The 25,748-nt window shown below is 70.5% G+C and carries 23 protein-coding genes; 6 read left to right on the top strand and 17 right to left on the bottom strand.

All coding sequences use genetic code 11. From position 1 onward, the window contains the following. Nucleotides 1-10 precede the first annotated feature (10 nt). The 5 genes from OG819_RS26575 to OG819_RS26555 form a co-directional block, all read right to left on the bottom strand. Nucleotides 11-631: an ATP/GTP-binding protein gene (locus OG819_RS26575; RefSeq protein ID WP_266415996.1), complete on the bottom strand. Its 621-nt coding sequence runs from the start codon at nucleotides 629-631 to the stop codon at nucleotides 11-13. Continuing rightward, nucleotides 612-1,037: a DUF742 domain-containing protein gene (locus OG819_RS26570; RefSeq protein WP_266623371.1), complete on the bottom strand. Its 426-nt coding sequence runs from the start codon at nucleotides 1,035-1,037 to the stop codon at nucleotides 612-614. Before OG819_RS26570 ends, OG819_RS26575 begins: the two co-directional genes overlap by 20 nt. Continuing rightward, nucleotides 1,034-1,441 carry a roadblock/LC7 domain-containing protein gene (locus tag OG819_RS26565; RefSeq protein ID WP_266415991.1) on the bottom strand — a complete coding sequence of 136 codons (408 nt, stop codon included), beginning with the start codon at nucleotides 1,439-1,441 and terminating at the stop codon, nucleotides 1,034-1,036. The genes OG819_RS26570 and OG819_RS26565 overlap by 4 nt, the downstream gene beginning before the upstream one ends. After that, nucleotides 1,438-3,024, bottom strand: coding sequence for an ATP-binding protein (locus tag OG819_RS26560; RefSeq protein WP_266623372.1), 1,587 nt, complete (start codon nucleotides 3,022-3,024; stop codon nucleotides 1,438-1,440). Before OG819_RS26560 ends, OG819_RS26565 begins: the two co-directional genes overlap by 4 nt. Nucleotides 3,025-3,316: 292 nt before the next feature. Further along, nucleotides 3,317-3,943, bottom strand: a complete 627-nt coding sequence (locus tag OG819_RS26555) for a TetR/AcrR family transcriptional regulator (RefSeq protein ID WP_266623373.1) — start codon at nucleotides 3,941-3,943, stop codon at nucleotides 3,317-3,319. A gap of 204 nt (nucleotides 3,944-4,147) precedes the next feature. Between OG819_RS26555 and OG819_RS26550 the strand changes: the two genes are divergently transcribed. The 5 genes from OG819_RS26550 to OG819_RS26530 all read left to right on the top strand — a co-directional run bounded on the left by OG819_RS26550 (nucleotide 4,148) and on the right by OG819_RS26530 (nucleotide 11,989). Next, nucleotides 4,148-4,972: an urea amidolyase associated protein UAAP1 gene (locus OG819_RS26550; RefSeq protein WP_266651328.1), complete on the top strand. Its 825-nt coding sequence runs from the start codon at nucleotides 4,148-4,150 to the stop codon at nucleotides 4,970-4,972. Beyond that, entirely contained in the window at nucleotides 4,969-5,574 is a 606-nt protein-coding gene (locus OG819_RS26545) for an urea amidolyase associated protein UAAP2 (protein ID WP_266581290.1), read from the top strand. The genes OG819_RS26550 and OG819_RS26545 overlap by 4 nt, the downstream gene beginning before the upstream one ends. Next, entirely contained in the window at nucleotides 5,571-9,098 is a 3,528-nt protein-coding gene (locus OG819_RS26540) for a 5-oxoprolinase/urea amidolyase family protein (RefSeq protein WP_266623377.1), read from the top strand. Before OG819_RS26545 ends, OG819_RS26540 begins: the two co-directional genes overlap by 4 nt. A 94-nt stretch (nucleotides 9,099-9,192) precedes the next feature. Further along, nucleotides 9,193-10,854 carry an allophanate hydrolase gene (gene atzF / locus OG819_RS26535; RefSeq protein WP_266651327.1) on the top strand — a complete coding sequence of 554 codons (1,662 nt, stop codon included), beginning with the start codon at nucleotides 9,193-9,195 and terminating at the stop codon, nucleotides 10,852-10,854. A gap of 208 nt (nucleotides 10,855-11,062) precedes the next feature. Then, on the top strand, nucleotides 11,063-11,989 hold the full coding sequence (locus OG819_RS26530) for a hypothetical protein (RefSeq protein WP_266651326.1): 927 nt from the start codon (nucleotides 11,063-11,065) through the stop codon (nucleotides 11,987-11,989). 116 nt (nucleotides 11,990-12,105) lie between these two features. Here the strand turns inward: OG819_RS26530 and OG819_RS26525 are convergent, their stop codons facing one another. The 12 genes from OG819_RS26525 to OG819_RS26470 form a co-directional block, all read right to left on the bottom strand. Continuing rightward, nucleotides 12,106-14,967: an RNA helicase gene (locus OG819_RS26525; protein WP_266623383.1), complete on the bottom strand. Its 2,862-nt coding sequence runs from the start codon at nucleotides 14,965-14,967 to the stop codon at nucleotides 12,106-12,108. A gap of 40 nt (nucleotides 14,968-15,007) precedes the next feature. Continuing rightward, nucleotides 15,008-15,898 (bottom strand): diacylglycerol kinase, encoded by an 891-nt coding sequence (locus OG819_RS26520; RefSeq protein WP_266651325.1) that lies wholly within the window; start codon nucleotides 15,896-15,898, stop codon nucleotides 15,008-15,010. 31 nt (nucleotides 15,899-15,929) lie between these two features. Then, the gene (gene tatC / locus OG819_RS26515; protein ID WP_266623385.1) at nucleotides 15,930-16,877 is read right to left on the bottom strand and encodes a twin-arginine translocase subunit TatC; all 948 of its coding nucleotides are present in this window, start codon (nucleotides 16,875-16,877) and stop codon (nucleotides 15,930-15,932) included. A gap of 47 nt (nucleotides 16,878-16,924) precedes the next feature. Next, nucleotides 16,925-17,209: a Sec-independent protein translocase subunit TatA gene (gene tatA, locus OG819_RS26510; RefSeq protein ID WP_266415965.1), complete on the bottom strand. Its 285-nt coding sequence runs from the start codon at nucleotides 17,207-17,209 to the stop codon at nucleotides 16,925-16,927. Nucleotides 17,210-17,468: 259 nt separating this feature from the next. Next, nucleotides 17,469-17,663: a hypothetical protein gene (locus OG819_RS26505; RefSeq protein WP_266415963.1), complete on the bottom strand. Its 195-nt coding sequence runs from the start codon at nucleotides 17,661-17,663 to the stop codon at nucleotides 17,469-17,471. Between the two features lie 10 nt (nucleotides 17,664-17,673). Next, the gene (locus OG819_RS26500) at nucleotides 17,674-18,069 is read right to left on the bottom strand and encodes a hypothetical protein (protein ID WP_266623387.1); all 396 of its coding nucleotides are present in this window, start codon (nucleotides 18,067-18,069) and stop codon (nucleotides 17,674-17,676) included. After that, nucleotides 18,066-19,094, bottom strand: a complete 1,029-nt coding sequence (locus tag OG819_RS26495) for a YafY family protein (protein WP_266623389.1) — start codon at nucleotides 19,092-19,094, stop codon at nucleotides 18,066-18,068. The genes OG819_RS26500 and OG819_RS26495 overlap by 4 nt, the downstream gene beginning before the upstream one ends. 17 nt (nucleotides 19,095-19,111) lie before the next feature. Further along, a complete protein-coding gene (locus OG819_RS26490) occupies nucleotides 19,112-20,089 on the bottom strand; it encodes a YafY family protein (RefSeq protein WP_266623391.1) in 978 nt (325 codons plus the stop codon). 198 nt (nucleotides 20,090-20,287) lie between these two features. Then, nucleotides 20,288-20,659, bottom strand: a complete 372-nt coding sequence (locus tag OG819_RS26485; protein ID WP_266415957.1) for an FKBP-type peptidyl-prolyl cis-trans isomerase — start codon at nucleotides 20,657-20,659, stop codon at nucleotides 20,288-20,290. 69 nt (nucleotides 20,660-20,728) lie between these two features. Beyond that, a complete protein-coding gene (locus OG819_RS26480; protein WP_266623393.1) occupies nucleotides 20,729-21,736 on the bottom strand; it encodes an FKBP-type peptidyl-prolyl cis-trans isomerase in 1,008 nt (335 codons plus the stop codon). 129 nt (nucleotides 21,737-21,865) lie between these two features. Beyond that, the gene (gene pafA / locus OG819_RS26475) at nucleotides 21,866-23,227 is read right to left on the bottom strand and encodes a Pup--protein ligase (RefSeq protein WP_054231169.1); all 1,362 of its coding nucleotides are present in this window, start codon (nucleotides 23,225-23,227) and stop codon (nucleotides 21,866-21,868) included. Between the two features lie 9 nt (nucleotides 23,228-23,236). Further along, the gene (locus OG819_RS26470) at nucleotides 23,237-24,496 is read right to left on the bottom strand and encodes an MFS transporter (RefSeq protein ID WP_266651324.1); all 1,260 of its coding nucleotides are present in this window, start codon (nucleotides 24,494-24,496) and stop codon (nucleotides 23,237-23,239) included. A 123-nt stretch (nucleotides 24,497-24,619) separates the two neighbouring features. Between OG819_RS26470 and OG819_RS26465 the strand changes: the two genes are divergently transcribed. Further along, complete coding sequence (locus OG819_RS26465; RefSeq protein ID WP_266651323.1) at nucleotides 24,620-25,636, top strand: LacI family DNA-binding transcriptional regulator; 1,017 nt, start codon at nucleotides 24,620-24,622, stop codon at nucleotides 25,634-25,636. Nucleotides 25,637-25,748: the final 112 nt, after the last annotated feature.

Below are 25,748 nucleotides of genomic sequence, written 5' to 3'. Positions count from 1 at the left end.
ACCGCGGGCGTCAGGTGCGTGCCTGGTCCATCGTGAGCGAGTACAGGAAGTGCATCAGTGTCATCAGGACGTCCCGGCTGGAGGCCCGGCGGCGCGCGTCGCACTGCACGATCGGGATCTCCTCGGACAGGTCGAGCGCGGTGCGCAGGTCCTCGATCGGATAGCTGGGCGCGTCCGGGAAGGTGTTCATGGCGACGACGAACGGCACACCGCGCTCCTCCAGACGGCCGATCACCTCGAAGCTGACTTCCAGCCGACGGGTGTCGATCAGCACGACCGCGCCGAGCGCGCCCTCGAAGAGTCCGTTCCACAGGAACCAGAAGCGCTCCTGGCCGGGGGTGCCGAAGAGGTAGAGCACCAGTTGCTCCGTGATGCTGATGCGGCCGAAGTCCATGGCGACGGTGGTCGCGGTCTTGGTCTCCGAGCCGTAGTTGTCGTCGATGCCGATGCCGGCCTGCGTCATGGTCTCCTCGGTGGTCAGCGGTTTGATCTCGCTGACGGCACCCACCATGGTCGTCTTGCCGACTCCGAAACCGCCCACGATCACGATCTTCACGGCGGATTTCGCCGTGTGCGGCAGACGGTCCTCGGCGCGCGGGCCGGTGATCGTGTCAGAGCTTTTGAAGTCCATGCATCACCGCTTCGAGGAGGGAACGGTCGGGGAGCGCCGAGCGGACGATCGGGGCGCGTGCCTGTACCAGTCCAGCCGCCAGCAGCTCGGTGAGCAGGACGGTCACCACGCTGAACGGCAGATTGAGGTAGGCCGAGAGCTCGGCCACGGACAGCGGGGCCTGGCAGAGCCGGAGCAGCACCGACTGCTCCGGCTGGGTGGTGGTCGACGGCGCGTCGGCGCGCGCCACGATCAAGGTGACGAGGTCCAGGTCGGCCCGCTCACCCTCCCCGCCCCCACCGGTGAGCAGGTACAGGCGCCCGGGATTCTTGGGGTCCTCTTCCTGCTCCTCTTGGGGAGGCCGCTCCTGGGGAGGCTCGGTGAACTCTTGCTTGGGGTGTCGCCGTCGGCGTTGCGGAGGAGTCATACGGTCTGCCCGTTGCGCCGCGGCGGACTGGTCAGATGCGTACCGATCCGGGCGACGAGGTCGCGCATGCGGTTGCTCATCAGGCCGGGCTCCGCGACCTGGTTGGCCAGGACCGCGAGATAGGCGTTGGCCCCGGCGGACATCAGGTAGAAGTAGCCTCTGTCGACCTCGATGAGGACCATGTTCATCGTGCCGTCGCTGTGCGGAACCTCGCCGGCGACCGCCGCGGCCAGACTCTGCAGGCCCGCGCAGGCCGCGGCGACGCGGTCGGCGGCGTCCGGGTTGCCGCCGTAGCGTGCGATGCGCAGTCCGTCGGCGGAGAGCACCACGATCTGCTGGATACCCGGTACACCGTCAGCGAGATCCCTGAGCATCCAGTCGAAGTCGTCCCGCTGATGGATCACTTGAGGTCCCCCTCGTCGTCGGCCTCGGCGGCCGGCTGATTCTTCCTGGTGAACGCGTTGGGGTCCGGGTCGCGCTTGAGGCCTTCCCAGAACGACTCGACCCACAGGCCTGGTGGAGGCTTCTCCTCCTTCGGGGCGGCGGGCACGGTGTCCCAGGAGGGCGCCGCCGCCGCGGCCGCCGCTTCCTCCGCGGCGACCCGGGCCGCCTCGGCGTAGCGCTGGCTGAGCGGGGTCTTGACCCGGCTGCGGCGCTGCGGCAGGCCGCCCGCCGTCCACTCGGTGACCAGGGGGGCGTCGTCGTCCCGGGGCTCGTCGTCCTCGGGGCGGCGGGGTCCGGTGGTCGGACGACGCTTCTTCGGCTTGCGGTTGGGCCCCTCGACCCCGTCGGTGTCCATGGTCGCGGAGGCGTTCGCGCCGATGCCGTGCGCGAGAGCGGGGGCGGGGTCCTCGGTGAGCATCTTGCTCGGCACCACGACGACCGCGCGGACACCGCCATACGCGGACTGCCGGAGCGCGATCTTCATGTCGTACATCGCCGAGAGGCGGCCCACGACGGGCATGCCGAGCCGGGGGGCCTCGCCGAGAACCTGGAGGTCGGTGCCGGCCGCGGCCTGCCGGAGCAGTTCCTCCATCTTGCCGCGGGCCTCGTCGCTGAAGCTGGCGCCGGAGTCCTCGATCTCGACGGCGACACCGCTCTGCACCTTGAGTGCGGTCAGGTGCACCTTGCTGGTCGGCGGCGAATAGCGCGTCGCGTTGTCGAGCAGTTCGGCGACGGCGTGGATGACCGGTTCGACGTGGATGCCGTTGACGGCGACGTCGGCAATGGAGTGCAGCTCGATACGGCGGTACTCGAGGATCCGGGACATCGCGCCGCGCATCACGCTGAACAGCGGCACGGGCTGGGGCCAGTTGCGGCCGGGGCGGCCGCCGCCGAGCACCGCGATGGAGTCGGCGAGGCGGCCGATCAGCGCGGTGCCGTGGTCGATACGCAGCAGGTCGTCGAAGACCTCGGGGTTGCGCCCGTGGTCCTCCTCCATCTCACGGAGTTCCTTGTTCTGCTGGTGGACGATCGCCTGTACACGGCGGGCGATGTTGACGAAGGACCGGTGCGAGGAGTCGAGCATCAGCTTCTCGGTGTCCAGCAACTGGAGGAAGGTGCCCAGCAGGTCCCGTTCCACCTCGGAGATCTGGGGCAGGCTGGGGTCGTCGACGCCGAAGCGGAGCGCCACCTGGTCGGGGTTCATGCCGCGGTTCATGCGCCTGATCGCGGCGGGCAGGACTTCCTTGTGGAAGCACACGATGTCCTGTTCGTGGGCGGCGATGCGCTGTTCCAGGTACGCGGTACGGCGGGCCAGTTCGGCGCGTACGTCACGGATGACGCGGCCACGGCGTACGGCTTCGGCGGCGACCGCGATCACCAGCAGCGTCGCGATGCCGCCGCACCAGCCGACGGCGGCCCGGGCCGGGCCCGTCACCACGGCGACGGCGGCCCCGGTCACGGCGGCCATCAGTATGGCCGGCGGCAACAGCACACGCGCGTAGGGAAGTTCACGGCCACCGGGAGGCGATTGAACACTCACCATGTATGCCCTCTGAGAAAAATCGGCTGGGGTCGGGGGGGAGTTCGTGGGGGAAACTGCGTGGTCAAACCGAATCTTCGGAACTTTTGGGAACAAGCGCACGAATACATCTCAACTCGGTGCGCCGCGGGCGAGCTTAGTCCGACCGGATCATCGCTGTGTCATATTCAGCAACCACCTGAAATCGCCCGTACGGCAGGAGTACCCTCGGCCATTTACACGCTCGGAATGCGTTCGTACACGATGAGTAACGGCGTACGGGCATGCGAAAACCGCACCTGCACAGGGCGGTACGTCAGATTCCGGCGATCCGCAGCGCCGCGTCGGCGGTTGCTTCGGCGAACGCGGACGCGGGCCGCTCGGGGTCGGACCGGTGCACGAGGATGACCCCTTCGATGAGGCCGAACAGCAGATCCGTCCGCAGGTCGAGTTCACTCTTGACGAACGAGCCACCCGTGGCCGTCGCGGCCAGCAGCTGCCGGTAGGTGTCCTTCAACTCGGCCCGTACGGCATGGAAGCCGGCGAACCGCTCGGCGCGCACCTCGGGCAGCAGATACAGCCCGCCCAGGTTGTGCGGGCCCCCGCAGAGCAGCTCCACGTCGGTGCGGCACAGCTCCCACAGCCGGCCCTCGGGCGGGGTCGCGTCGTCGGCGAGGAGCTCCCGGGCGAAGGCCAGCGAGGGCGTGACGGTGGACTCCAGGAGCTCGGCGAGCAGCTCCTCCTTGCCGGAGACATAGTGGTACATCGACGCCTGGCGCATACCGGCCCGCTCGGCGACGGCACGGGTGGTCGTCGCGGCGTACCCCCGCGTGGTGAACAACTCGGCGGCGGCGTCGAGCAGTTCGTCCCGCGGCGACAGCCCGCTGTCCGGCCGCTGCGCAGCCCGAGGCCGTCCGACCCGTCGCCCGCCACCACTTCCCATGCGTTCGATCCTCGCACACGGCTCCGCCCCCAAGGGGCACGAGGAACCGCACGCCCAGCCACGAACGACCCGCACCCTCAAGTCCGCGGAGCGACCCGTGAGGGGTCGGTAACCGTCCGGCAACACTCGGGATACGACTCCGACCCTCCCCGCCCCTAATTTCTGTCGAGCGACAGAAACCACCCAGGAGCCGGAGGACTCGCGATGGCGACAGCGACCACATACGGAGCCCGTGCCCACGCCCGGGCACAAGAGGGCTCCCGCACGGAGGCCATGCCCGTCGTTCCGGCGAGCGCCTGGCCCGCGCCCCCCTGCGAGGCGGGCCACCTGGTGTGGGCGGAGACCGTGGCGGCCGGCAACTACACGCACAAGGTGCTGGCCCGCGGCACGGAACTCAGGCTGACCGACCTCAGGGGCGACGCCTGCGCACACCTGCTCCTGTACGCCGCCGACCGCCCATGGGAGCGCCTGAACGTGGCGGACACGGTCAAGGTCCAGTGGAACGCCTACCTGGGAGAGGGGCAGCTGCTCCTCTCCGACCAGGGCCGCGTCCTCGCCTCCCTGGTCGCCGACACCTCCGGCCACCACGACACGCTCTGCGGCACCTCCACCCTCGTACGCAACACCCAGCGCTACGGCGACGGAACCCCGCAGTCCGCGTCCCCCGCGGGCCGCGAGCTCTTCAAGCTGGCCGCCGCCAAGAACGGCCTCGAACCCCGTGACCTGCCGCCCTCGCTCTCCTTCTTCCAGGGCGTGCGGGTCCGCGACGACGGCTCGCTGGACTTCATCGGCTCGGCGGGCCCCGGCGGCAGCGTCACGCTCCGCGCCGAGCAGGACGTGACCGTGCTGATCACGAACGTGCCGCACCCCGTCGACCCCCGCACGGAGTACGTCAGCACTCCGCTGGAGGTCCTCGCCTGGCGCGCGGCCGCGACCGTGCCGGGCGACCCGCTGTGGGAGGCCACACCCGAGAGCCGCCGCGCCTTCCTGAACACCGCCGAGTTCCTTGCCGCGAGGGGGATCGCATGAAGACCGTGGTTTTGGCCCGGGCCGCCTGGTCCGCCGTCGTCCGCACCGGTCAGACGCTCACCGTCACCGACCTGCACGGCAACCAGGCCGTCGACTTCCTGGTGTACGACGCCCACGACACGGCCGTCCGTTACAGCGCGCCCGACACGATCCACGCGCAGGGCAACCTCTTCCTCACCACCGGCAGCGTGCTGATGTCCAACGAGCACACCCCGCTGATGACCGTGGTCGCGGACGAGGTCGGCCGGCACGACACGGTCGGCGGCGCCTGCTCCAAGGAGTCCAACACCCTGCGGTACGGCCACCACACCTGGTCCCAGCACGCCTGCGTGGACAACTTCCTCGCGGAGGGCGCCAAGTACGGCCTCGGCAAGCGCGATCTCGTCTCGAACATCAACTGGTACATGAACGTGCCGGTCGAGAAGGACGGCACCCTCGGCATCGTCGACGGCATCTCGGCCCCGGGGCTCACGCTGACCCTGCGCGCCGAGTGCGACGTCCTCGTGCTGGTCTCCAACTGCCCGCAGATCAACAACCCCTGCAACGGCTTCGAGCCGACCGCGGTGGAAATGAGCATCGAGGCGAGCGGGGCGACGGGATGACCTTCGACACCCTGCTGGTCGCCAACCGCGGCGAGATCGCGGTACGGATCATCCGCACCGCCCGCGAACTCGGCCTGCGCACGGTCGCCGTGTACTCCGACGCCGACCGCGGCGCGCCCCACGTCCGGCTCGCCGACGAGGCGGTACGGCTGGGGCCCGCGCCCGCGAAGGAGTCGTATCTCGACGCCGACCTCGTCCTGAAGGCGGCCAAGGACACCGGGGCCGGGGCGATCCACCCCGGGTACGGCTTCCTGTCCGAGGACGCGGCCTTCGCACGGCGCTGCGAGGACGCCGGAATCGTGTTCGTGGGACCGACGCCGGAGCAGCTCGAGCTGTTCGGGGCGAAGCACACGGCGCGGGCCGCGGCGGAGGCGGCCGGGGTGCCGCTGGCGCCCGGCACGGGACTTCTCCCCGGCCTCACGGAGGCCTTGGAGGCGGCCGCCCGCATCGGCTATCCCGTCATGCTGAAGGCCACCGGCGGTGGCGGCGGCATCGGTATGTCGGCATGTCGCTCCGCCGACGAACTGACCGAGGCGTGGGAGCGGGTGCAACGCGTCGCCGCGGCCTCCTTCTCCTCCGCCGGCGTCTTCCTGGAGCGGCTGGTCGAGCACGCCCGCCATGTCGAGGTACAGGTCTTCGGCGACGGCCGGGGCCGGGTCGTCACCTTCGGCGACCGGGACTGCTCGCTCCAGCGCCGCAACCAGAAGGTGCTGGAGGAGGCCCCGGCACCGGGCCTGCCGTCCTCCGTCCGCGCCCAACTCGCCACGGCGGCAAAAGACTTGTGTGCCGCTGTCGGATACCGCTCTGCCGGAACGGTCGAGTTCGTCTACGACGCCGCCCGCGAGGAGGCCTACTTCCTGGAGGTCAACACCCGCCTCCAGGTGGAACATCCGGTCACCGAGGAGATCTACGGCGTCGACCTCGTCGCCTGGATGCTGCGGCTCGCGCGCGGGGAGTCGGAGGTCGTACAAGAACCGGGGGCACCGCGCGGTCACGCCGTCGAGGCCCGGGTGTACGCCGAGGACCCCTCGCGCGACCACCGGCCGAGCGCGGGCCTGCTGACGCGGGTCGAGTTCCCCGGCGGCGTCCGCGTGGACGGCTGGGTGGAGACGGGCACCGAGGTGACCACGTCGTACGACCCGATGCTCGCGAAGGTCATCGCGTACGGCTCGGACCGGGCGCACGCGCTGGAACGCCTCGACGAGGCACTGGCCAGGACCCGGGTGGACGGCATCGAGACCAACCTGGGGCTGGTGCGGGCCGCACTCGCCGACCCTTCCTTCCGGCGGGCGACGCACTCGACGGCCACGCTGGCCGAAGTCACCGATCCCACTCAGCGCATCGAGGTCGTCTCCGGCGGGACCCTCACCACGGTCCAGGACTGGCCGGGCCGCACCGGCTACTGGCAGGTGGGCGTGCCCCCCTGCGGCCCGATGGACGACCTCTCCTTCCGGCTCGGCAACCGCGCCCTCGGCAACCACGAGGGGGCACCCGGTCTGGAGTGCACCCTCCAGGGGCCGGCCCTGCGCTTCACCCACACCACGACGGTCTGCGTCACGGGCGCTCCGGCGCCGGTCACCGTGGACGGCACGGCGGTCGCGCAGTGGGAGCCGGTGACGGTACCGGCGGGGGCCCTGCTGGAGGTCGGTGCCCCCACCGAACACGGCCTGCGCACCTATGTGCTGGTCGCGGGCGGAGGCCTCGACGTACCGGCGTTCCTCGGCAGCGCGTCCACCTTCACGCTGGGCCGGTTCGGCGGGCACGGGGGCCGCGCCCTGCGGACGGGCGACGTGCTGCACGGCGGCTCGGCGACGGATCACAGGGCTCCCGTACCGGTCGGCGACCGCCCCGTGTTCTCCGCCGCCTGGCGGGTCGGCGCGCTCGAAGGCCCGCACGCCGCACCGGAGTTCTTCACCGAGGACGACATCCACGACTTCTACGCCGCCGACTGGAAGGTCCACTTCAACTCGGCGCGCACGGGCGTACGGCTGGTCGGTCCGAAGCCCCGCTGGGCGCGCACCGACGGCGGCGAGGCGGGCCTGCACCCGTCCAACATCCACGACACGCCGTACTCGGTCGGCGCCGTGGACTACACAGGCGACATGCCGGTGCTGCTCGGCCCGGACGGCCCCTCGCTCGGCGGCTTCGTCTGCCCGGCGACGGTCGTCAGCACGGAACGCTGGAAGCTCGGTCAGTTGCGCCCCGGCGACACCGTGCGCTTCGCGCCGCTCGCCGACGACGGCTCGCAGCGGCCCGCGATCGTCGACGGCGGGGTGCTCGCGCGGGACGGCGACGTGACGTACCGCCGCAGCGGCGACGACAACCTACTGGTCGAATTCGGACCGCCACAACTGGACCTGGCGCTGCGCATGCGCGTCCACGCGCTGATGGAGGCGGTGACCGAGGCCGCGCTCGACGGCGTCACGGACCTGACCCCCGGCATCCGCTCCCTGCAGATCCAGACGGACCCCGGCAGGCTTCCACAGCGCGAACTCCTCACCGCGGTACGGGACATAGCCCGCACCCTCCCGCCGAGCGACCAGCTGGTCGTCCCCTCCCGCACGGTGCACCTCCCCCTCTCCTGGGACGACCCGGCGACCCGTGAGGCGATCGCCCGCTACATGGCGGGCGTCCGCGACGACGCGCCCTGGTGCCCGTGGAACATCGAGTTCATCCGCCGCGTGAACGGCCTGGACTCGGTGGACGACGTGTACCGCACGGTGTTCGAAGCGGAGTACCTCGTCCTGGGCCTGGGCGACGTCTACCTGGGCGCGCCGGTGGCCACCCCGCTGGACCCGCGCCACCGCCTGGTCACCACCAAGTACAACCCGGCACGCACCTGGACCGCCGAGAACTCGGTCGGCATCGGCGGCGCCTACCTCTGCGTCTACGGCATGGAGGGCCCGGGCGGCTACCAGTTCGTCGGCCGTACGACCCAGGTGTGGTCGGGATGGCAGCAGCGCGGGGGGTTCGAGCCGGGCTCGCCCTGGCTGCTGCGCTTCTTCGACCGCATCAAGTGGTACCCCGTCGAGCCCGACGAACTCCTCGACCTGCGCGCCGACATCATCTCGGGCCGTTTCGTGCCCCGGATCGAGGAGGGCGTCTTCTCGCTCGCCGAGTACGAGGCCTTTCTCGCCGCCGACTCCGCGTCCATCGCCGAGTTCCGGGCCAGGCAGGGCGCCGCGTTCTCCGCCGAGCGGGACGACTGGGAGGCGGCGGGCGAGTTCGACCGCGCGGACGCCGCCTCGGCGCCCGCGGCGCCCGCCACCGAGGTGACCGTCCCCGCGGGCGGCCGTCTGATCGAGGCCGAGTTCGCGGCTTCCGTATGGCAGCTGAACGTCAAGCCGGGCGACCGGGTGACGGCCGGCCAGCCCCTGCTGGCGTTGGAGGCGATGAAGATGGAGTCCAGGGTGTCCGCCCCGATGGACGGAGTGGTCCAACAGGTCCTCACCAAGCCGGGCGCCCAAGTGGAAGCGGGCACGGCACTGGTGGTCCTGACATCCGCAGGTCCAACGGTGCCGTAAAACGCCCAGTGGTGTGTGGGCAGGCGTTCCGCGGGGCGGAACGGGTGGGCACACACCACCCACCGGCCCGCGCCCGAAGAACCAGGAGCAACCCATGTCCGTCCTGACCCGAGTCCAGTCGGCCTACGCCCGCATCGAAACCGTCGACCGCCCCGAGATCTGGATCGACCTCCGCCCGCTGGCAGAGGTCGAGAAGGAAGCCCAGGCCATCGACGCCCGCCTCGCCGCGGGCGAACACCTCCCCCTCGCCGGCAAGCTCCTCGCCGCGAAGGGCAACATCGACGTCGCGGGCCTGAAGACCACCGCCGGCTGCCCGGCCTACGCGTACACCCCGGAGGGCGACGCCCCCGCGGTCGCCCGCCTGCGCGCGGCCGGCGCCCTCGTCCTCGGCACCACGAACCTCGACCAGTTCGCCACCGGCCTGGTCGGCACCCGCTCCCCGTACGGTGCCGTACGGGGCGCCCTGGACCCGGCCAGAATCAGCGGCGGCTCCAGCTCGGGATCGGCCGTGGCCGTGGCCCTCGGCATCGTCGACCTGGCGCTCGGCACCGACACGGCCGGCTCCGGACGCGTCCCCGCCGCCTTCAACGGCATCGTCGGCCTCAAGCCCACCCGCGGCCTGGTCCCGGCCACCGGTGTCGTCCCGGCCTGCGCCTCGCTCGACTGCGTGACCGTGTTCGCCCGTACGCTCCCGGAGGCCGAACAGGCCCTCGCGTACATGGCGTCCCCCTCCGGACGCGAACTCCCCGCACTCCCCCAGCGCACCCCCGGCCCCTGGCGCGTGGCCGTCCCCCCGACGGCACAGCTCGGCGAACTCGACGAGGGCTGGGCACAGGCGTACGAGGCCACCGTGGACCAGCTCGTTGCGGCCGGGGCCGAGGTGCGCACGCTCGACCTCACCCCGTTCACGGAGGCGGCGGCGATGCTCTACGAGGGCGCGTTCGTCGCCGAGCGCTACACGGCTGTGGGTGGTTTTGTCGACAAGTTGATCACTGAGGGGGGTGAGGCGCTCGACCCGACCGTCGCCGGGATCATCACCCGCGCCCGGGACATCCCGGCCCATCGGCTCTTCGCCGACCAGGACCGGCTGGCCGCCCTGCGCGCCCGGGCCCTCGCCGAACTCGGGGACGCGGACGCCCTGTTGCTGCCGACCGCACCCGGCCACCCCACCCTCGCTGAGGTCGCCGCCGACCCGCTCGGTACCAACGCCCGGCTGGGCCGCTTCACCAACTCCACCAACCTCTTCGACCTGGCGGCGGTCGCCGTCCCGGCCGGTCTCACGCCCGCCGCTCTACCCTTCGGCGTGATGCTGATCGGCCCGGCGTTCACCGACGAACGCCTCGCCCGGATCGCCGCGCTGCTCCAGCCGCGGCTGCGGATCGCGGTGGTCGGCGCCCACCTGTCCGGCCAGCCGCTGAACCCCCAACTCCTCGCCCGGGGCGCGGAGTGGGAGCGTACGACCACGACGGCGTCCGCCTACCGTCTGCACGCACTGTCCACCACCCCGCCCAAGCCGGGCCTGGTCCATGTCGGCGAGGGCGGCGGGGCCGGCATCGAGGCGGAGGTGTGGCGACTGCCCGCGGAGGGCCTCGGCCGACTGCTCGCCGACCTGCCCCGGCCGATGGCACTGGGCCGGGTCGAACTGGCCGACGGCACCCACGTTCCGGGCTTCCTGTGCGAGCCCGCCGCGCTCGAAGGCGCCGAGGACATCACGGAGTACGGCGGCTGGCGCGGCTACCTCCGGGCACGCGCCTGACCTCATGATGTTCGCCGGGCGCGGCTCCTCAAGGGGGGTCGCGGCGGCGGTCGGGCCGGAAGGCCGACGGATCACGATGCGGCAAAAAAGCATCGCGGAAAGCGGGACGGGCCGAACGTGCCCGGGGGCCGGGGCGTCACAGGCATGCACGATCTTCGCCCCGCACCACTCACTTTCCGCTCGTCAGCGCCGGCCCCCCGGGGGACCCATGCATGCCAAGACCACACGCACCGCCCGCCTGCTCGTCACCCTCGCCCTCTTCGCCGCCGGAGCCGGTGCCGTCACGGGGTGCGGCAGCGAGAGGGCCGGCGGCCACGACGCGGGCACCCGCGACACCGCTCAAGAACCGCGGGCGCAGACCCGCGCCCGCCAGGTGGCCGACGCCTGGGACGGGTCCGAGGCCGCTCGGCAGTGGCGCGCGGGCTACCACCCGATGGGTGACGTGGTCCAGCTGCCCGAGGGCGGCCTGCGCGACGAAGCCGACAAACGGGCCTTCACCTCCCAGAACTTCGCTCTGCGGGGCGAGCTTCCGGCACTCCCGCGGAAGGACGGGGCGGTGAAGTGGAAGAGCGGAGCCTCCCTCACCCTGCCACTGTTGGAGGCACGGAAGGCGTACGAGACCGTGGCACGCGGCGGGAACGACGGCCCGCATCTGACCGTGACCGGGGTGAAGCCGGGCGAGATGACCCTGGCCACCAGCCGGGGTCCGGCGACCGTTCCGGCCTGGCTGTTCACCCTGGAGGGCTACGACACTCCGCTCAAGCGCGCCGCCGTCGGCCCCTCGAAGCTCCCCGAGTCACCGATCAGGCCGATCCGGAATGTCGCCGCCCACACACTGACCCCCCTCGACCGACTCGCCGGGGTGACCGGAGACGGCCGGTCCATCACGGTCCTGGCCGACCACGGGGCCTGCGACTCCGGACCCGCCGTGCACGTACTGGAAACCCGGACCAGTGTCGTGCTGTCCGCGTCCGTCCTCGGAGCCCGGAGGGGTCCCTGCACCAGCGAGATGATCCGCGCGAAGGTAACGGTGAAACTGACGCGCCCGATCGGCGACCGTATCGTCCTGGACGCCTGCACGGGCCGCCCCGTGCCGCATCAGGGGCCGCACGAGCCCTCGGCGAGCTGGAGCTGAGCGAACGGGACGAACGGGATCAAGGTGCACCCCTCTCCCCGTGATCCGCGTACAGAAGTGCGCCGCCCCCCCGGTAGGGAGGCAGCGCACCATGAACGACCGGGCCACAGGTCGGCTCAGCCCACCGACGAGTAGGCGACCACCCCGCGCAGCAAGCCGTCGACCGCCTTGCGCGCGTTCTTGGCGACCGTCGAGCCCTCGCCGCCGGAGACGGGCGCGGCGGCCGAGATCTGGCCCAGGACGTCGATGACCTGCTTGCACCAGCGGACGAAGTCACCGGCGGGCATCTCCGCCTCACGCAACACCTCGTCGAGGCCCTTGCCGGAGGCCCACTCGTAGGCGGCCCATGCGAAGCCGAGGTCCGGCTCACGCTGGCCGACGCCCTCGGACTGGGTGATCCGGAAGTCCTCCTCCAGCGCGTCGAGGCGGCCCCAGATGCGGACCATCTCACCGAGCGCGGCCTTGGCCTTGCCGGACGGCAGCTTCGGCGCCATCGCGTCGTCGCCGACCCGCGACTCGTACACCAACGCCGAGACACAGGCGGCGAGTTCGGCCGGGCTGAGGCCGTCCCAGACCCCGGCGCGCAGACATTCGCTGGCCAGCAGGTCGAGCTCGCCGTACAGCCGGGCGAGCCGTCTGCCGTGCTCGGTGGCCTCGTCACCGCGCAGGTAGTCCAACTCGGTGAGGAGGGCGACGATCCGGTCGAAGGTGCGGGCGATGGTGTTCGTCCGGCCCTCGATGCGGTTCTCCAGCTGCTTGGTGTCACGCAGCAGCCGGTGGTAGCGCTCGGCCCAACGGGCGTGGTCCTCACGGTCGTTGCACCCGTGGCAGGGGTGGGCGCGGATCGCGGTGCGCAGCCGGGCGATCTCACGGTCGTCGGCCGCCTCGGAGCGCCGCTTGCGCAGCCGGTCGGGGACGATGTGCCCGGCCTTGGTGCGCAGCGCGGAGGCGAGGTCACGACGGGACTGCGGGGAGCGCGGGTTGAAGGACTTCGGGATGCGCATCCGCTCCAGCGCCTCGACCGGCACCGGGAAGTCCATCGAGGCCAGCCGCTTCACCTGGCGCTCAGCCGTGAGGACCAGCGGGCGCGGTCCGTCGCTGTGCTCGAAGCCGCGGTGGCCGTTGGACCGGCCCGCGGGCAGCCCCGGGTCGAGGACCAGCGCCAGGCCCGCGAACTTGCCGGTCGGGACATGGATGATGTCACCCGGCTTGAGCTTCTCCAGCGCGACGGCCGCCTCGGCACGCCGCTGCGCCGCACCCTGCTTGGCCAGCTCCGTCTCGCGGTCCTTGAGCTCGCGACGCAGCCGCGCGTACCCCTCGAAGTCCCCGAGGTGGCAGGTCATGGACTCCTTGTAGCCCTCGAGCCCCTCCTCGTTGCGCTGCACCTGCCGGGAGATCCCGACGACCGACTTGTCCGCTTGGAACTGTGCGAAGGACGTCTCAAGGAGTTCGCGCGAGCGGTGCCGGCCGAACTGCTCGACCAGGTTCACGGCCATGTTGTACGACGGCTTGAAGCTGGAGCGCAGCGGGTAGGTGCGGGTGCCCGCGAGTCCCGCCAGGTGGTCGGGGCTGAAGCCGCGCTGCCACAGCACGACGGCGTGACCCTCGACATCGATGCCGCGGCGCCCGGCCCGGCCCGTGAGCTGGGTGTACTCGCCGGGTGTGATGTCGGCGTGCTGCTCGCCGTTCCACTTGACGAGCTTCTCCAGCACCACCGAGCGGGCGGGCATGTTGATACCCAGCGCCAGGGTCTCGGTCGCGAACACCGCCTTCACCAGGCCGCGTACGAAGAGTTCCTCGACGACTTCCTTGAACGTGGGCAGCATGCCCGCGTGGTGGGCCGCGATGCCGCGCTCCAGGCCCTCCAGCCACTCGTAGTAGCCCAGGACGTGCAGGTCCTCGGAGGGGATCGAGGCGGTGCGCTCCTCGACGATCTCGCGGACCTTCGCGCGTGCCTCCTCGTCGTTCAGCCTGAGGCCCGCGTACAGGCACTGCTGGACGGCGGCCTCGCAGGCGGCGCGGCTGAAGATGAACGTGATCGCGGGCAGCAGGCCCTCGGCGTCAAGCCGTTCGATGACCTCGGGCCGGCCCGGCGTCCAGATCCGCGAGCGCTGCCGGCGCTCGCGCTCACGGTCGGCCTCCCGCATGGCACGGCCGCGTCTGCGGTCCTGGAACGAGGGACGGCTGGCCTCCATCCGGGCCAGGCGGGTGAGGTCGGGGTTGACCGCCTTCTTGTTGCCCTCACCCTCCTCGAAGAGGTCGTACATCCGGCGCCCGGCCAGCACGTGCTGGAACAGCGGCACGGGCCGGTGCTCGGAGACGATCACCTCGGTGTCGCCGCGCACGGTGTCCAGCCAGTCGCCGAACTCCTCCGCGTTCGACACGGTCGCCGAGAGTGACACCAGGGTCACCGACTCCGGGAGGTGGATGATCACTTCCTCCCAGACGGCGCCACGGAAGCGGTCGGAGAGGTAGTGCACCTCGTCCATGACCACATAGCCGAGGCCGAGAAGGGTCTGGGAGCCCGCGTACAGCATGTTGCGCAGCACCTCGGTGGTCATGACGACCACCGGGGCATCTGAGTTGACGCTGTTGTCGCCGGTGAGCAGGCCGACCTTGTCCGCGCCGTAACGGCGGCACAGATCGGCGTACTTCTGGTTCGAGAGCGCCTTGATCGGCGTGGTGTAGAAGCACTTCTTGCCCTGCTGGAGGGCGAGGTGGACGGCGAACTCGCCGACGACCGTCTTGCCCGAGCCAGTGGGCGCGGCCACAAGCACACCCTTGCCCGCTTCGAGCGCCTGGCAGGCCTCGATCTGGTAGGGGTCGAGGCCGAAGTCGTACATCTCGCGGAAGGAGGCGAGCGCGGTGGCCTGCTCGACAGCGCGCTTCCGTGCTGCCGCATACCGCTCGGCCGGTGAGAGGTCCTCTGTCATCGTGCTTTCGAGACTACCGGCAGGCGCTGACAACATGACGATCAATATCCGGATCCGCTTATCTGAAACCCCGGATCCCCGCAGCTCAGGGAATTGCGACGCGCACCGCCGCGGGCACGCACTCCGCGGTGAGCGGCAGCGGCCCCAGCGGCTCGCCGTCCGCGTACGCGGTGACACCCTCGGCGACGAGTTCGACCTTGACGGCCCGGTACACGGAGACCACGGGGTGGTCGAGGTGGGTGCCCCGGTAGACCTTGGGGAACACCTTGAGCAGGGTCGTGCGGCTGCACCCCCCGACGACCGTGACGTCGAACAGCCCGTCCCCCAGGTCGGCGCCCGCGCAGATCCTCATCCCGCCGCCGTACGACGATCCGTTGCCGACCGCGACGAGGGTCGCGCCGATCTCCCGGACCTCGCCGTCGTCCAGGGTGATCCGGTACGGGAGGGGCTCGAGGGCGGCCAGCTCGGTGAGCATGGCGAGGTCGTACTTGAAACGGCCGACCGGCCACCGCATGCGATTGCCGCGGTCGTTGACCCGGGAGTCGAAGCCGGAGGCGAGGACGGTGCCGAACCAGGTGCCGTTGACCCGGCCCAGGTCGACATCGCGCAGCCGCGCCCCCTTGAGGGCCTCGGCGATCAGCCGTCCCGCGGCCGCCGGGTCACGCACCGGAAGTCCGAGGGCGCGGGCGAAGTCGTTCCCGGTGCCGGCGGCGACCAGGCCGAGCGGGGTGCGGGTGCCGGCGACGGCCTGGAGGGCGAGGTTCGCCATGCCGTCGCCCCCGACGGCTATGAGGGCGCCGGTGCCGCCCTCGACGGCCGCACGCGCGCGGGTGAGGGCGTCCTCGGCGTTCTCCCCGAGGACCGTACGGACGGAGAATCCCGCCTCCCGCAATGCGAAAGCGGCCGGCTGCGCCGCGTGGGCGCCCCGGCCGCGTCCCGCGGTGGGGTTGACGAAAAGGGTGATCTCGCTGGTCACGGCCCTGACCTTACGAGATCTCCGGGCTTCGTCAGGTCACGTCGTCATAACCGTTGACCCGGTCCGTGCTCGACTGCTCGGGCAGTCCGCGACGGGACGACACGCTCTCGACCTCGCCGATGTCCTCGGGCGTGAGGTCCAGGTCGGAGGCTTCGTCGTCGGCCGGACCCTCGGCCTCGCGGAGCCGCTTGCGCCGGTCGTTCACCAGCGAGAAGACGACGGCGCCGAAGTACAGGACCCAGATCGGTACCGCGAGCGCCAACATCGTCAGCGGGTCGGTGCTCGGCGTGGCGATGGCCGCGAACACCGTGATGCCCATGATCATGGCCCGCCACCAGCCGAGCATGCGCCTGCCGGTGAGGATGCCGGTGAGGTTGAGCATGACCAGCAGCAGCGGCAGCTCGAAGGAGAGACCGAAGACGAGCACCATACGCGTGACCAGGTCGAGCAGGTCGTCCAGCGGCAACAGGTTGTTGACGTCTTTCGGAGTGAACCCGATCAGGACCTTCGCGGTGGTGGGCAGCACCTTGTAGGCGAAGAGCCCACCGGCGAAGAACAGCGGAACGCCGGTGCCGACGAACGCGTACGCGTACTTCTTCTCGTGCCTGTGCAGACCCGGCGCGACGAACGCCCAGAGCTGGTAGAGCCAGACCGGGGAGGCGATCGCGACACCGGCCATCAACGAGACCTTCAACGCCAGAGTAAAGGGAGCGAGCAGACCGTTGATCGTGATCTGCGCGCACTGTTGGCCCTTGGGCATCTTCGCCAGCTCGGCGAAGGTCGAAGGACACCCGACGGAGTCCAGCACCGGCTTGGTGAAGAAATTGATGATGTCGTTGTAGTAGAAGGCGGCCACGACCGTGACGACGACGATGGCCAGCATCGCCTTCGCGAGCCGGTTGCGGAGTTCACGAAGGTGGTCCGCAAGGGGCATCCGTCCCTCGGGATCCTTATCCTTCTTGCGGGCAGACTCGGGCAACCCACGTCCTCATCTCGTGCGGCGGGCCGGAGGGGTCCGGCCCTGCGTCAGCGCTTGGTCGTGTCCGTCGGCTCGCTGACCGGGCGGGAGCTGGTCACATCGCCGGGCGCGGCCTGGATCGTGCGCTGAGCCGGGGTCTGCTCGTCGGTGCTGGGCGGACCGGCCGGGGCGGGGGTGCTGCCCTCGTCCTTCATCGCCTTGGCCTCGCTCTTCAGGATGCGCGCGGACTTACCGAGGGACCGCGCCATGTCCGGAAGCTTCTTCGCGCCGAACAGCAGGATGATGACGACGAGGATGAGAATGATCTCGGGAGCGCCGAGCCTTCCGAACATAAGTCTTTACCTTCTCACCGAGGCGGCTGGGTCGGGGTGCTGTCCGATCGGTCGGACATGTGTCCGAACGTCGTGATGACAGCGATCGTAACGCTCAGGGGTAAACGCGGGGCAATCCCTGTGCGTACTCCCAGTTCGCGGCCCGCGCCTCGTTCTCCGGACCACGATCAGAAGCGTACCCGCCCTCACCGGCAAGTCGACAGGCTCAAACGGCTCATTACGGGGCCGTCGACGGACTCATACCGGGATCCCTGAAAGGTCATACGGCATCAACAGAACGCGCGACCCCGACGGCCGCCCTCTCGAGGTCGTCGGCCGCCTGGTTGATACGGCGCGCGGAGTCCGCGACCTGCTTCCCGAGACGCTCCGCCTCCACGAAGACACGGACAGCGAGCACCCCGAGAACGGCGACTCCCAGAAAACCCACAACAATCGCGAACATCGACCAGAACATGAGGTCGACCCTAGGCCGTCGAGTGCAGGCGCAGTGTGCGCACCCCGCCCCCGGTGAGCAGTTCGACGACGCGCTCGCCCGCGGGCTTGCGGACCGCCGAGCCGCACTCGGTGCAGGTGAAGGAGTAGAAGGTGGTGCGGCTGGAGGCGCCGATGGCCAGCATCAGGGCGTTCGCCCTGAGTTCCAGACGGGCCCGGCAGTCGGGGCAGCCCGCCTTGAACAGCACGTCGGCGACTCTGCGCATACCGGCGAACGCGGTGACGACCGTCATCTCCGCCGCGCCCGAGGACGCACCGGCCCGCTCCCCGCCGCCCGCCTTCACCGATCCGCCCGCCTTCACCGAACCGCCCGCCCTCTCCGAGGTACCGGCCGTCCCCGACGCACCCGACATCGCCGACGTGGTCAAAGCCCCTGCTCCCGCCTGTCGTACGGTCCGTCCTGATCTCCCTCGAGCCCGTCGTAGGCCGCGAGTGCCTCCCGAGCCGCCTCGCGGGCGCTGTCCGCCAGCTCCGGAGGCGACACGATCCGGCCGTCCCCACCCAGCCGCAGCGCCAGCCGTCGCAGCGACGCGGGGTCGGGGGTCCGCAAGGTGATACGCAACCCGCCGTCCGGCAATTCATCCGCACTGTCGTGCGGGTAGTACTCCGCGACCCAGCGACCGCCCGGACCGACCTCGACGACCACCTCGGGATCCTCGGCCGCCGGCTGCATCAGCCCCTCGGAGAGGTCCCGCAGCTCGACCTCGGGCGGCGCGGACGGCTCGTCGAGGATGCGGATCTCGGCGACCCGGTCGAGCCGGAAGGTGCGGCGCGCCTCGGAGCGGCGGCACCACGCCTCCACATACGTGTGTCCGACGCTGACCAGGCGGATCGGGTCGATCTCGCGCTCGGTGAGCTCGTCCCGCGAGGGCGAGTAGTAGCGGATCCACAGCCGGCGCCGCTCGGAGATCGCCCGGTCGACGTCCGCGAAGACCCCGCCCTCGGACTCGAAGGTCACCGACAGCCGGGAGCTGGCGCCCGCCGCCTCGCCCGAAGCGGCCTCCACCTTGGCGGTGGCGCGCAGCAACGCCTGCCGGTCACCCTCGCGCAGCCCGGGCAGCGTGGACACCGCGCGGGCGGCCACCAGCAGCGCGGTCGCCTCGTCGGCCGCGATACGAAGGGGTTCGGCCGCTTCCGCCGCCAGGGCGGCCGGGTTGTGCCACCAGATGCGGTCACCGTCGGTGTCGATGTCGAGGAGGTCACCGCCCCGGAAGCTGGTCCCGCACAGCGGCAGCACGTCGAGGTCGGAGATCAGCTCGTCCTCGGTGATCCCGAAGGCCCGGGCGACATCCCCGACGCGCGCGCCGGGGCGCTCACGCAGATAGGTCACCAGGGAGAGCATCCGCCGGGTCTGGTCGATCGCGTTCGTGGGCCTGACCGGTTTTCCTGCCACGTTCTCTACGTTCCCCCTCAGCCCTTGGCCACGGCGCGCAGCCGGTCCACTACATCGGCCCGCAGCTCGGCGGGCTCCAGGACCACCACGTCGGGCCCGAACTCGACGAGCCAGGCGTCCAGGCCGTGTCCGTACGGAATCTCCAACTCGTCCCAGCCGTCTCCCAGTTCCCGTACGGAGACGGCCTTGGCCCGCAGCGGGTAGCCGGAGCCGGTGCGCAGCCGGATCAGCGCGGAGCGGTCGGCGATCTCGCCCGCCCAGCTCGCGACGGTCTCCCGCACGGTGACGACGTCGGGCACCTCGGCGGTGTAGCGCCCGGCGCGGGAGCGGACCCTTCCGGTGATCCGGGAGAGCCTGAAGACGCGCTCGGCGCCACGATCGCGGTCCCAGCCCGCCAGGTACCAGTGGCCGCGCCAGCACTCCAGCGCCCACGGCTCGACCTGCCGGGTCTCGGGGTGTGCGGCGGTGGCCTTGCGGTAGTCGAAGACGACCGGGCGGCGGTCGCGGCAGGCGAGCATCAGGGGCTCGAAGGCCGCCTCGTGCACGGGGATGTGCGGTTCGAGGGCGCCGTGGGCCTCGTAGGGGTCGACGTCCTCGGGAAGGCCCGCGGCGCGCAGCTTCTGCAGCGCACCGCTCGCCGCGCCGGCCAGTCGGGCCTGCTGCCAGACCTTGGCCGCGAGGCCGAGGGCGGCGGCCTCCTCGGCGTCGAGGGTGATGGGCGGCAGGCGGTTGCTGTCGCGGCGAGCGAGATAGCCGACCTCGCCGTCGAGGTTCTCCACCGTCTCGATGACCAGGCCCAGCTCGCGCAGATCGTCCTTGTCGCGCTCGAACATCCGGTTGAAAGAGTCGTCCGACCCGGCCGCGCCCGTGCCCGGCCTGAAGGCCTCGACATATGCCTCGATGGAGTCGCGCAGTTCGCGCTTGCTGAGCGGCCGCCGCGTCCCGAGCAGACACAGCGCGAGGTTCATCAGCCGCTCGGCCTTGGCAATGGCCATCGACGCCCTTCCTATGGTGCTTCCGACCGACGACCGTACCGCTCCGGAGTGCCCCGGCAAAAGCCGAGGGCCCATGCCCGGACAGGCATGGGCCCCAGGTGATCGACTCCGGTCGGATCCCGATCGCGTACCGTACGAAGATCGAGCCGGAACCCGACCTTCACGACGACCGGATCACGACCCGATCGCGTTGATGGATCAGACCCCGACCAGGTCGCAGACGAAGATCAGCGTCTCGCCGGGGCCGATCCGGCCGCCGGCGCCACGGTCGCCGTACGCGAGGTGCGCCGGGATGACCAGCTGGCGACGGCCACCCACCTTCATGCCCTGCACGCCCTGGTCCCAGCCGGCGATGACCTGACCGACACCGAGCTGGAACTTCAGCGGCGTACCGCGGTTCCAGGACGCGTCGAACTCCTCGCCGGTGGAGAAGGCCACGCCCACGTAGTGGACGGAGACGGTGTCGCCCGCCTTGGCAACGGGGCCGTCACCCTCCCAGATGTCCTTGATCTCGAGGTCCTTGGGGGGCTCGCCGCCCGGGAAGTCGATCTCGGGCTTCTCGATGCTCACGTCTCTAGCTCCTGCTTGTTCGCGTAAAGGCCTTAAAGCAACACCGACAGTCTCACATCCCGCAACGCGTTACATCTTGGCCAGGATGTCCACCGAGAACACCAGAGTGGAGTCCTTCTTGATGCCGCTGCCGCTCGGCGGGCTGTCGGCGTAGCCCAGCGCCGGCGGGATCACGATGAGGACGCGGCTGCCCACCTTCTTGCCGGTCAGACCCTGCGCCCAGCCCTTGACGACCTGCTGCAGCGAGAACGACGTCAGCTGGCCCCGGCTGTACGTCGAGTCGAACTCCTTGCCGGTGTCCCAGAGCACGCCCTTGTACTGCACCAGGACGCTGCTGTCCGCCTTGACCTCGTCGCCGTCGCCCTCGATGACGTAGTTCGCCACGAGCTTCGTCGGGGCCGTGGCCTTCGGCACGTCGATGGAGGGGGCCTTGCCGTCGGTGTTGGTGCCGACCTTCGGAAGCGCGGCGTCGTTCTGCGCGACGTCCTTGCCCTGGGCGGAGCTCTTCTCGTTGAAGGTGTTCTCGATGTCGACGACGAACACCAGCGTGTCGGTGCCCTTGATGCCCGCCTGCGTGTTGCCCTTCGTGCCGTAACCCCAGGTCGGCGGCACGGACATCTGGACGCGGCTGCCGGCCTTCTTGCCCACCAGGGCATAGCGCCAGCCGTCGATAATGCCGCCCTGCGCGAGCTGGATGACCAGCGGCGTCTTACGGTCGTAGGAGTTGTCGAAGACCTTGGCGGTGTCCCAGACCTGGCCGAGGTAGTTCGCCTGGATGTAGTCGTTCTCCGCGACCGTCTTGCCGCCGCCCGCGATGACCGTCTTGACCGCCAGGTCCTTCGACGGGTCGCCGGTGCCCTTCGCCACGGTCGGCTTCTCACCGAACTTGGTCCCGGCCGTGATCGCCGGCAGCGGACCGTCGACGATCTTCGGCGCCGGCGGCGGCGCCGAGGCGGACGCGGCGGCCGAGGGGGACTGGCTACTGCTGGACTTGGCCTTGTCCGACTTGTCGTCACCGCATCCGGCGAGCGTGACCAGTCCGGCGGGTACGGCAATGAGGAGGGAGCGTCGGCGCACGGTGAGGGCCTCGTATCGATCGATCTTGGTTGATGGCGTGCGCGCAACTCTACGACGTGAGAAGGGCGCCGTACGGAAAACGTACGGCGCCCCGCGTTGCGTTCCGGAATCACACCCGGAACTCCGCGCTCACATTCCCGCGATCAGCTTCTCCACCCGGTCGTCGACCGAACGGAACGGATCCTTGCACAACACCGTGCGTTGTGCCTGGTCGTTGAGCTTGAGGTGGACCCAGTCGACGGTGAAATCGCGGCGCTGCTCCTGAGCTCGCCGGATGAAGTCGCCGCGCAGCCGGGCCCGAGTGGTCTGCGGCGGCACGGACTTGCCCTCGAAGATCTTCAAATCGTTGCAGATCCGGGTGGCTTGTCCCTTCCTCTCCAGCAGGTAGTACAGACCACGACGCCGGTGGATGTCGTGATATGCGAGGTCTATCTGCGCGACCCGGGGATGCGACATCGTCATGTTGTGCTTGGCCCGGTACCGCTCGATGAGCTTGTACTTCATCACCCAGTCGATTTCGGTACCGATCCGGTCGAGGTCCTCGGCCTCGATCGCGTCGAGCGTGCGGCCCCACAGTTCGAGCACCTGCTCGACCGTGCCGGTGCGGATGCCGCGGCGCTCGCAGAAGTCCACGGCCTTCTCGAAGTACTCCCGCTGCACTTCCAGCGCGGAGGCCTCCCGGCCGCTGGCCAGACGCACCTTGCGCCGGCCCGTGATGTCGTGACTGACCTCGCGGATCGCCCGAATGGGGTTCTCCAGGGTCAGGTCGCGCATGACCGTACCGGCCTCGATCATGCGCAGTACCAGGTCGGTGGCGCCGACCTTGAGGAGCATCGTGGTCTCGGACATGTTCGAGTCACCGACGATGACGTGCAGCCGCCGGTAGCGCTCGGCGTCGGCGTGCGGCTCGTCGCGGGTGTTGATGATCGGCCGGGAGCGGGTCGTCGCCGAGCTGACGCCCTCCCAGATGTGCTCGGCGCGCTGACTCACGCAGTACACGGCGCCGCGCGGAGTCTGCAGCACCTTGCCGGCACCGCACAGCAGCTGCCGGGTGACCAGGAAGGGAATGAGAATGTCCGCGAGCCGGGAGAACTCCCCGTGCCGGGCCACCAGATAGTTCTCGTGGCACCCGTAGGAGTTGCCCGCCGAGTCGGTGTTGTTCTTGAAGAGGTAGACGTCGCCCGCGATTCCTTCCTCGTGCAGGCGTCGTTCGGCGTCGACCAGGAGTCCTTCGAGAATGCGCTCGCCGGCCTTGTCGTGGGTGACGAGTTCCGTCACGTTGTCACACTCGGGTGTCGCGTATTCCGGATGTGATCCCACGTCGAGATAGAGGCGGGCACCGTTTCGCAGAAAGACATTGCTGCTGCGGCCCCATGACACGACACGGCGGAAGAGGTACCGCGCCACCTCGTCGGGAGACAGGCGCCGCTGTCCCCTGAACGTACACGTGACGCCGTACTCGTTCTCCAGCCCGAAAATGCGGCGGTCCATGACTGAACATTACGCCCGATCCCCCGAGCTGAAACGGGGTTCGACGGCACGGTTTGGATCATTTTCCGATGAGACCGCAACGACCGCACCGTCCCCGGTAGCTGCGAGGACCCGCCCCGTGGCCAGCAGAACCACCAGCGCGGCGGCACCCGCGACACCCGGTAGGGCGAAGCCCCACACCGCCCCGCCCCGCTCGACGACCGGGCCCGCGAGGCCCGTTCCGACCGACGCGCCCACCGTGAACGTCGTCACGAGCCAGGAGAACGCCTCGATGACGGTACCCCTCGGCGCGTGCCGGTCGACGATGATGAACGCGCACGCGATGCAGGGCGCCAGGAAGACCCCGGCGAGCGCCGCGAGGGCCGTCATCGCGACCGCGCCCGGCATCAGCGTGAGCGGCAGATAACACACCGCCAGAAGGGCCACCAGCGCCCGCAGTCGCCGCTCGGGCGCGCCGCTCCACTGCCGCGCCCCGTACACGGTCCCACCGACGAGGGCCCCGAGCCCCACGGCCGCCATCAGCCAGCCGTACACCGCGTCGCCGCCGTGGTCGTCGGCGTACGACACCGCGGCGACCGTGATCGAGCCGAGTGCGATCCCCACGAACAGGAACGCACCGAGCAGCGCCAGGAGCCCGGGCGAACGCAACGCGCCCAGCCAGTGCGCCTCCCGCGGCGCCGAACGCCACGCGCGCGAGGGCGGCGAAAGAACCACGGAGAGGGCGCCCAGTACCCCGAGGACGTTCAGGATCAGCAGCGCCTCCCGGGCGGACCAGAGCGACGCGCACAGGGTCAGGAGCAACGGTCCGACGGTGAACATGACTTCCTGCGCCACGGCGTCCATCGCGTACGCGGTGTGCACCTGCTCCTCGCGACGCAGTACGGAGGGCCACAGCGCCCGCAGACCGCCCTCCAGGGGCGGCGTGAAGAGCCCGGCGACGACCATCGCGAGATACGCCACCGGCAGCGGGTCGGTGCCCGAGAACGCGAAGACGCCCATCCCGAGGGCCGAGACGAGCGCGGCCGGCAACTGGACACGCGGCTGCCCGTACAGATCCACGAGCCGGCCGAGCAGCGGCTGCCCCACGGCGTTGGCCACCCCGTACACGGCCGCGAGCGCACCGGCCAGGCTGTACGTCCCGCCCTCCGCCCGGATGAAGAGCACCACGGCGATGGCGGCCGTGGCGTTCGGCAGCCGCCCCGTGAGCGTGCCGGCGAGCAGCCGTGCGGCGTACCTCGCCCTGAGGATCTCCAGGTATCCCGCGGCCATGTCATGCCCTTCCGGTAGCGCGTGACGTCCCGTGGTCCCGCTCCCGAGGTTTTACGTATAACTTCCTCTGCCATACGTACCATGTGCCCAGTCCGCGAGTCCAGACGAAGGAGCAGGCCGCCGGTGGCACGAGGTAGCACCCGCCCGACGAGCCGTGACGTCGCCCAGGTCGCCGGGGTGTCCCAGGCCGCGGTCTCCCTGGTGCTGGGCGACAAGTGGCGTGGCCGGGTCTCCGAGACGACCGCGGAACGCGTCCGCGAGGCCGCCCAGGAGCTCGGCTACCGCCCGAACCTGGCCGCCCGCAACCTCCGCCTGGGTCACACCCGTACGGTCCTCCTGGTGGTCCCCGCGCTGACCACGGAGTTCTTCGCGGGCGTCTACACGGGCGCGGCCCGCGTCGCGGCGGAGCACGGCTTCGGCGTGGTCCTGTACCCCTCCCCCGAGGGCATCGGCCCCGCCCGCGACCCGTTCGGCTCGGCGGCGGCCGCCCTGGACGGTGTCATCGCGTCCTCCATGGCCGCGGACGCCCTGACCGCCATCCGGGGCGACCAGCTCCCCCTGGTGATGCTCGACAGCGACCCGGAGGGCAGTCTCGGCGCGGCGACCGTCAACCTCGACATCAGGGACGGCGTACGACAGGTGGCCGAGCACCTCCTGTCCCTGGGCCACCGCCACTTCCTCCATCTGGCGGCGGACATCCCGTCCTGGACCTTCGAGGTACGGGCCCACGAACTCACCGCACAGCTGACCAAGGTCGCCGGCACCCGCCTGGACACCGTCCGCGCCCCGATCTCCTTCGAGGACGCCCTGTCCGTCGCGGAAACGGCCCTCGCCGCCCCCGGCACCCGCCCCACCGCCCTGGTCTGCGACGACGACAAACTGGCGGCCGGCGCCTACAAGGCGGCCTGTCGCCTCGGCCTGCGCATCCCCGAGGACCTCTCCGTCACGGGCCTGGACGACCTGGCCCTGGCCCAGGCCATCGACCCAGAGCTCACCACCGTCCGCCTGGACGCGGAACGCTTCGGCGAACGCGGCATGGAAGCCCTCCTGGCGGTCCTGGACGGCCGTACCCCACCCACCGACGACATCCCGGTGCACCTGGTCGTACGAGGCTCCACAGCCCCACCGAGCTCCCTGTAGACCCCTCGCCCCACGCACGCACCCGCACCCGCACCCGCACCCGCCGACGCATGAAAGGGGCCGTGCCGGTACATCAAAGCCCGTCGCTTGCGTCCGGATCTGGAAACGGCTC

This window comes from Streptomyces sp. NBC_01549 (assembly GCF_026339955.1).
GTDB lineage: Bacteria > Actinomycetota > Actinomycetes > Streptomycetales > Streptomycetaceae > Streptomyces.
Note: the sequence above shows the minus strand (reverse complement) of the source record. Positions and strands in the feature narration are given on the sequence as shown.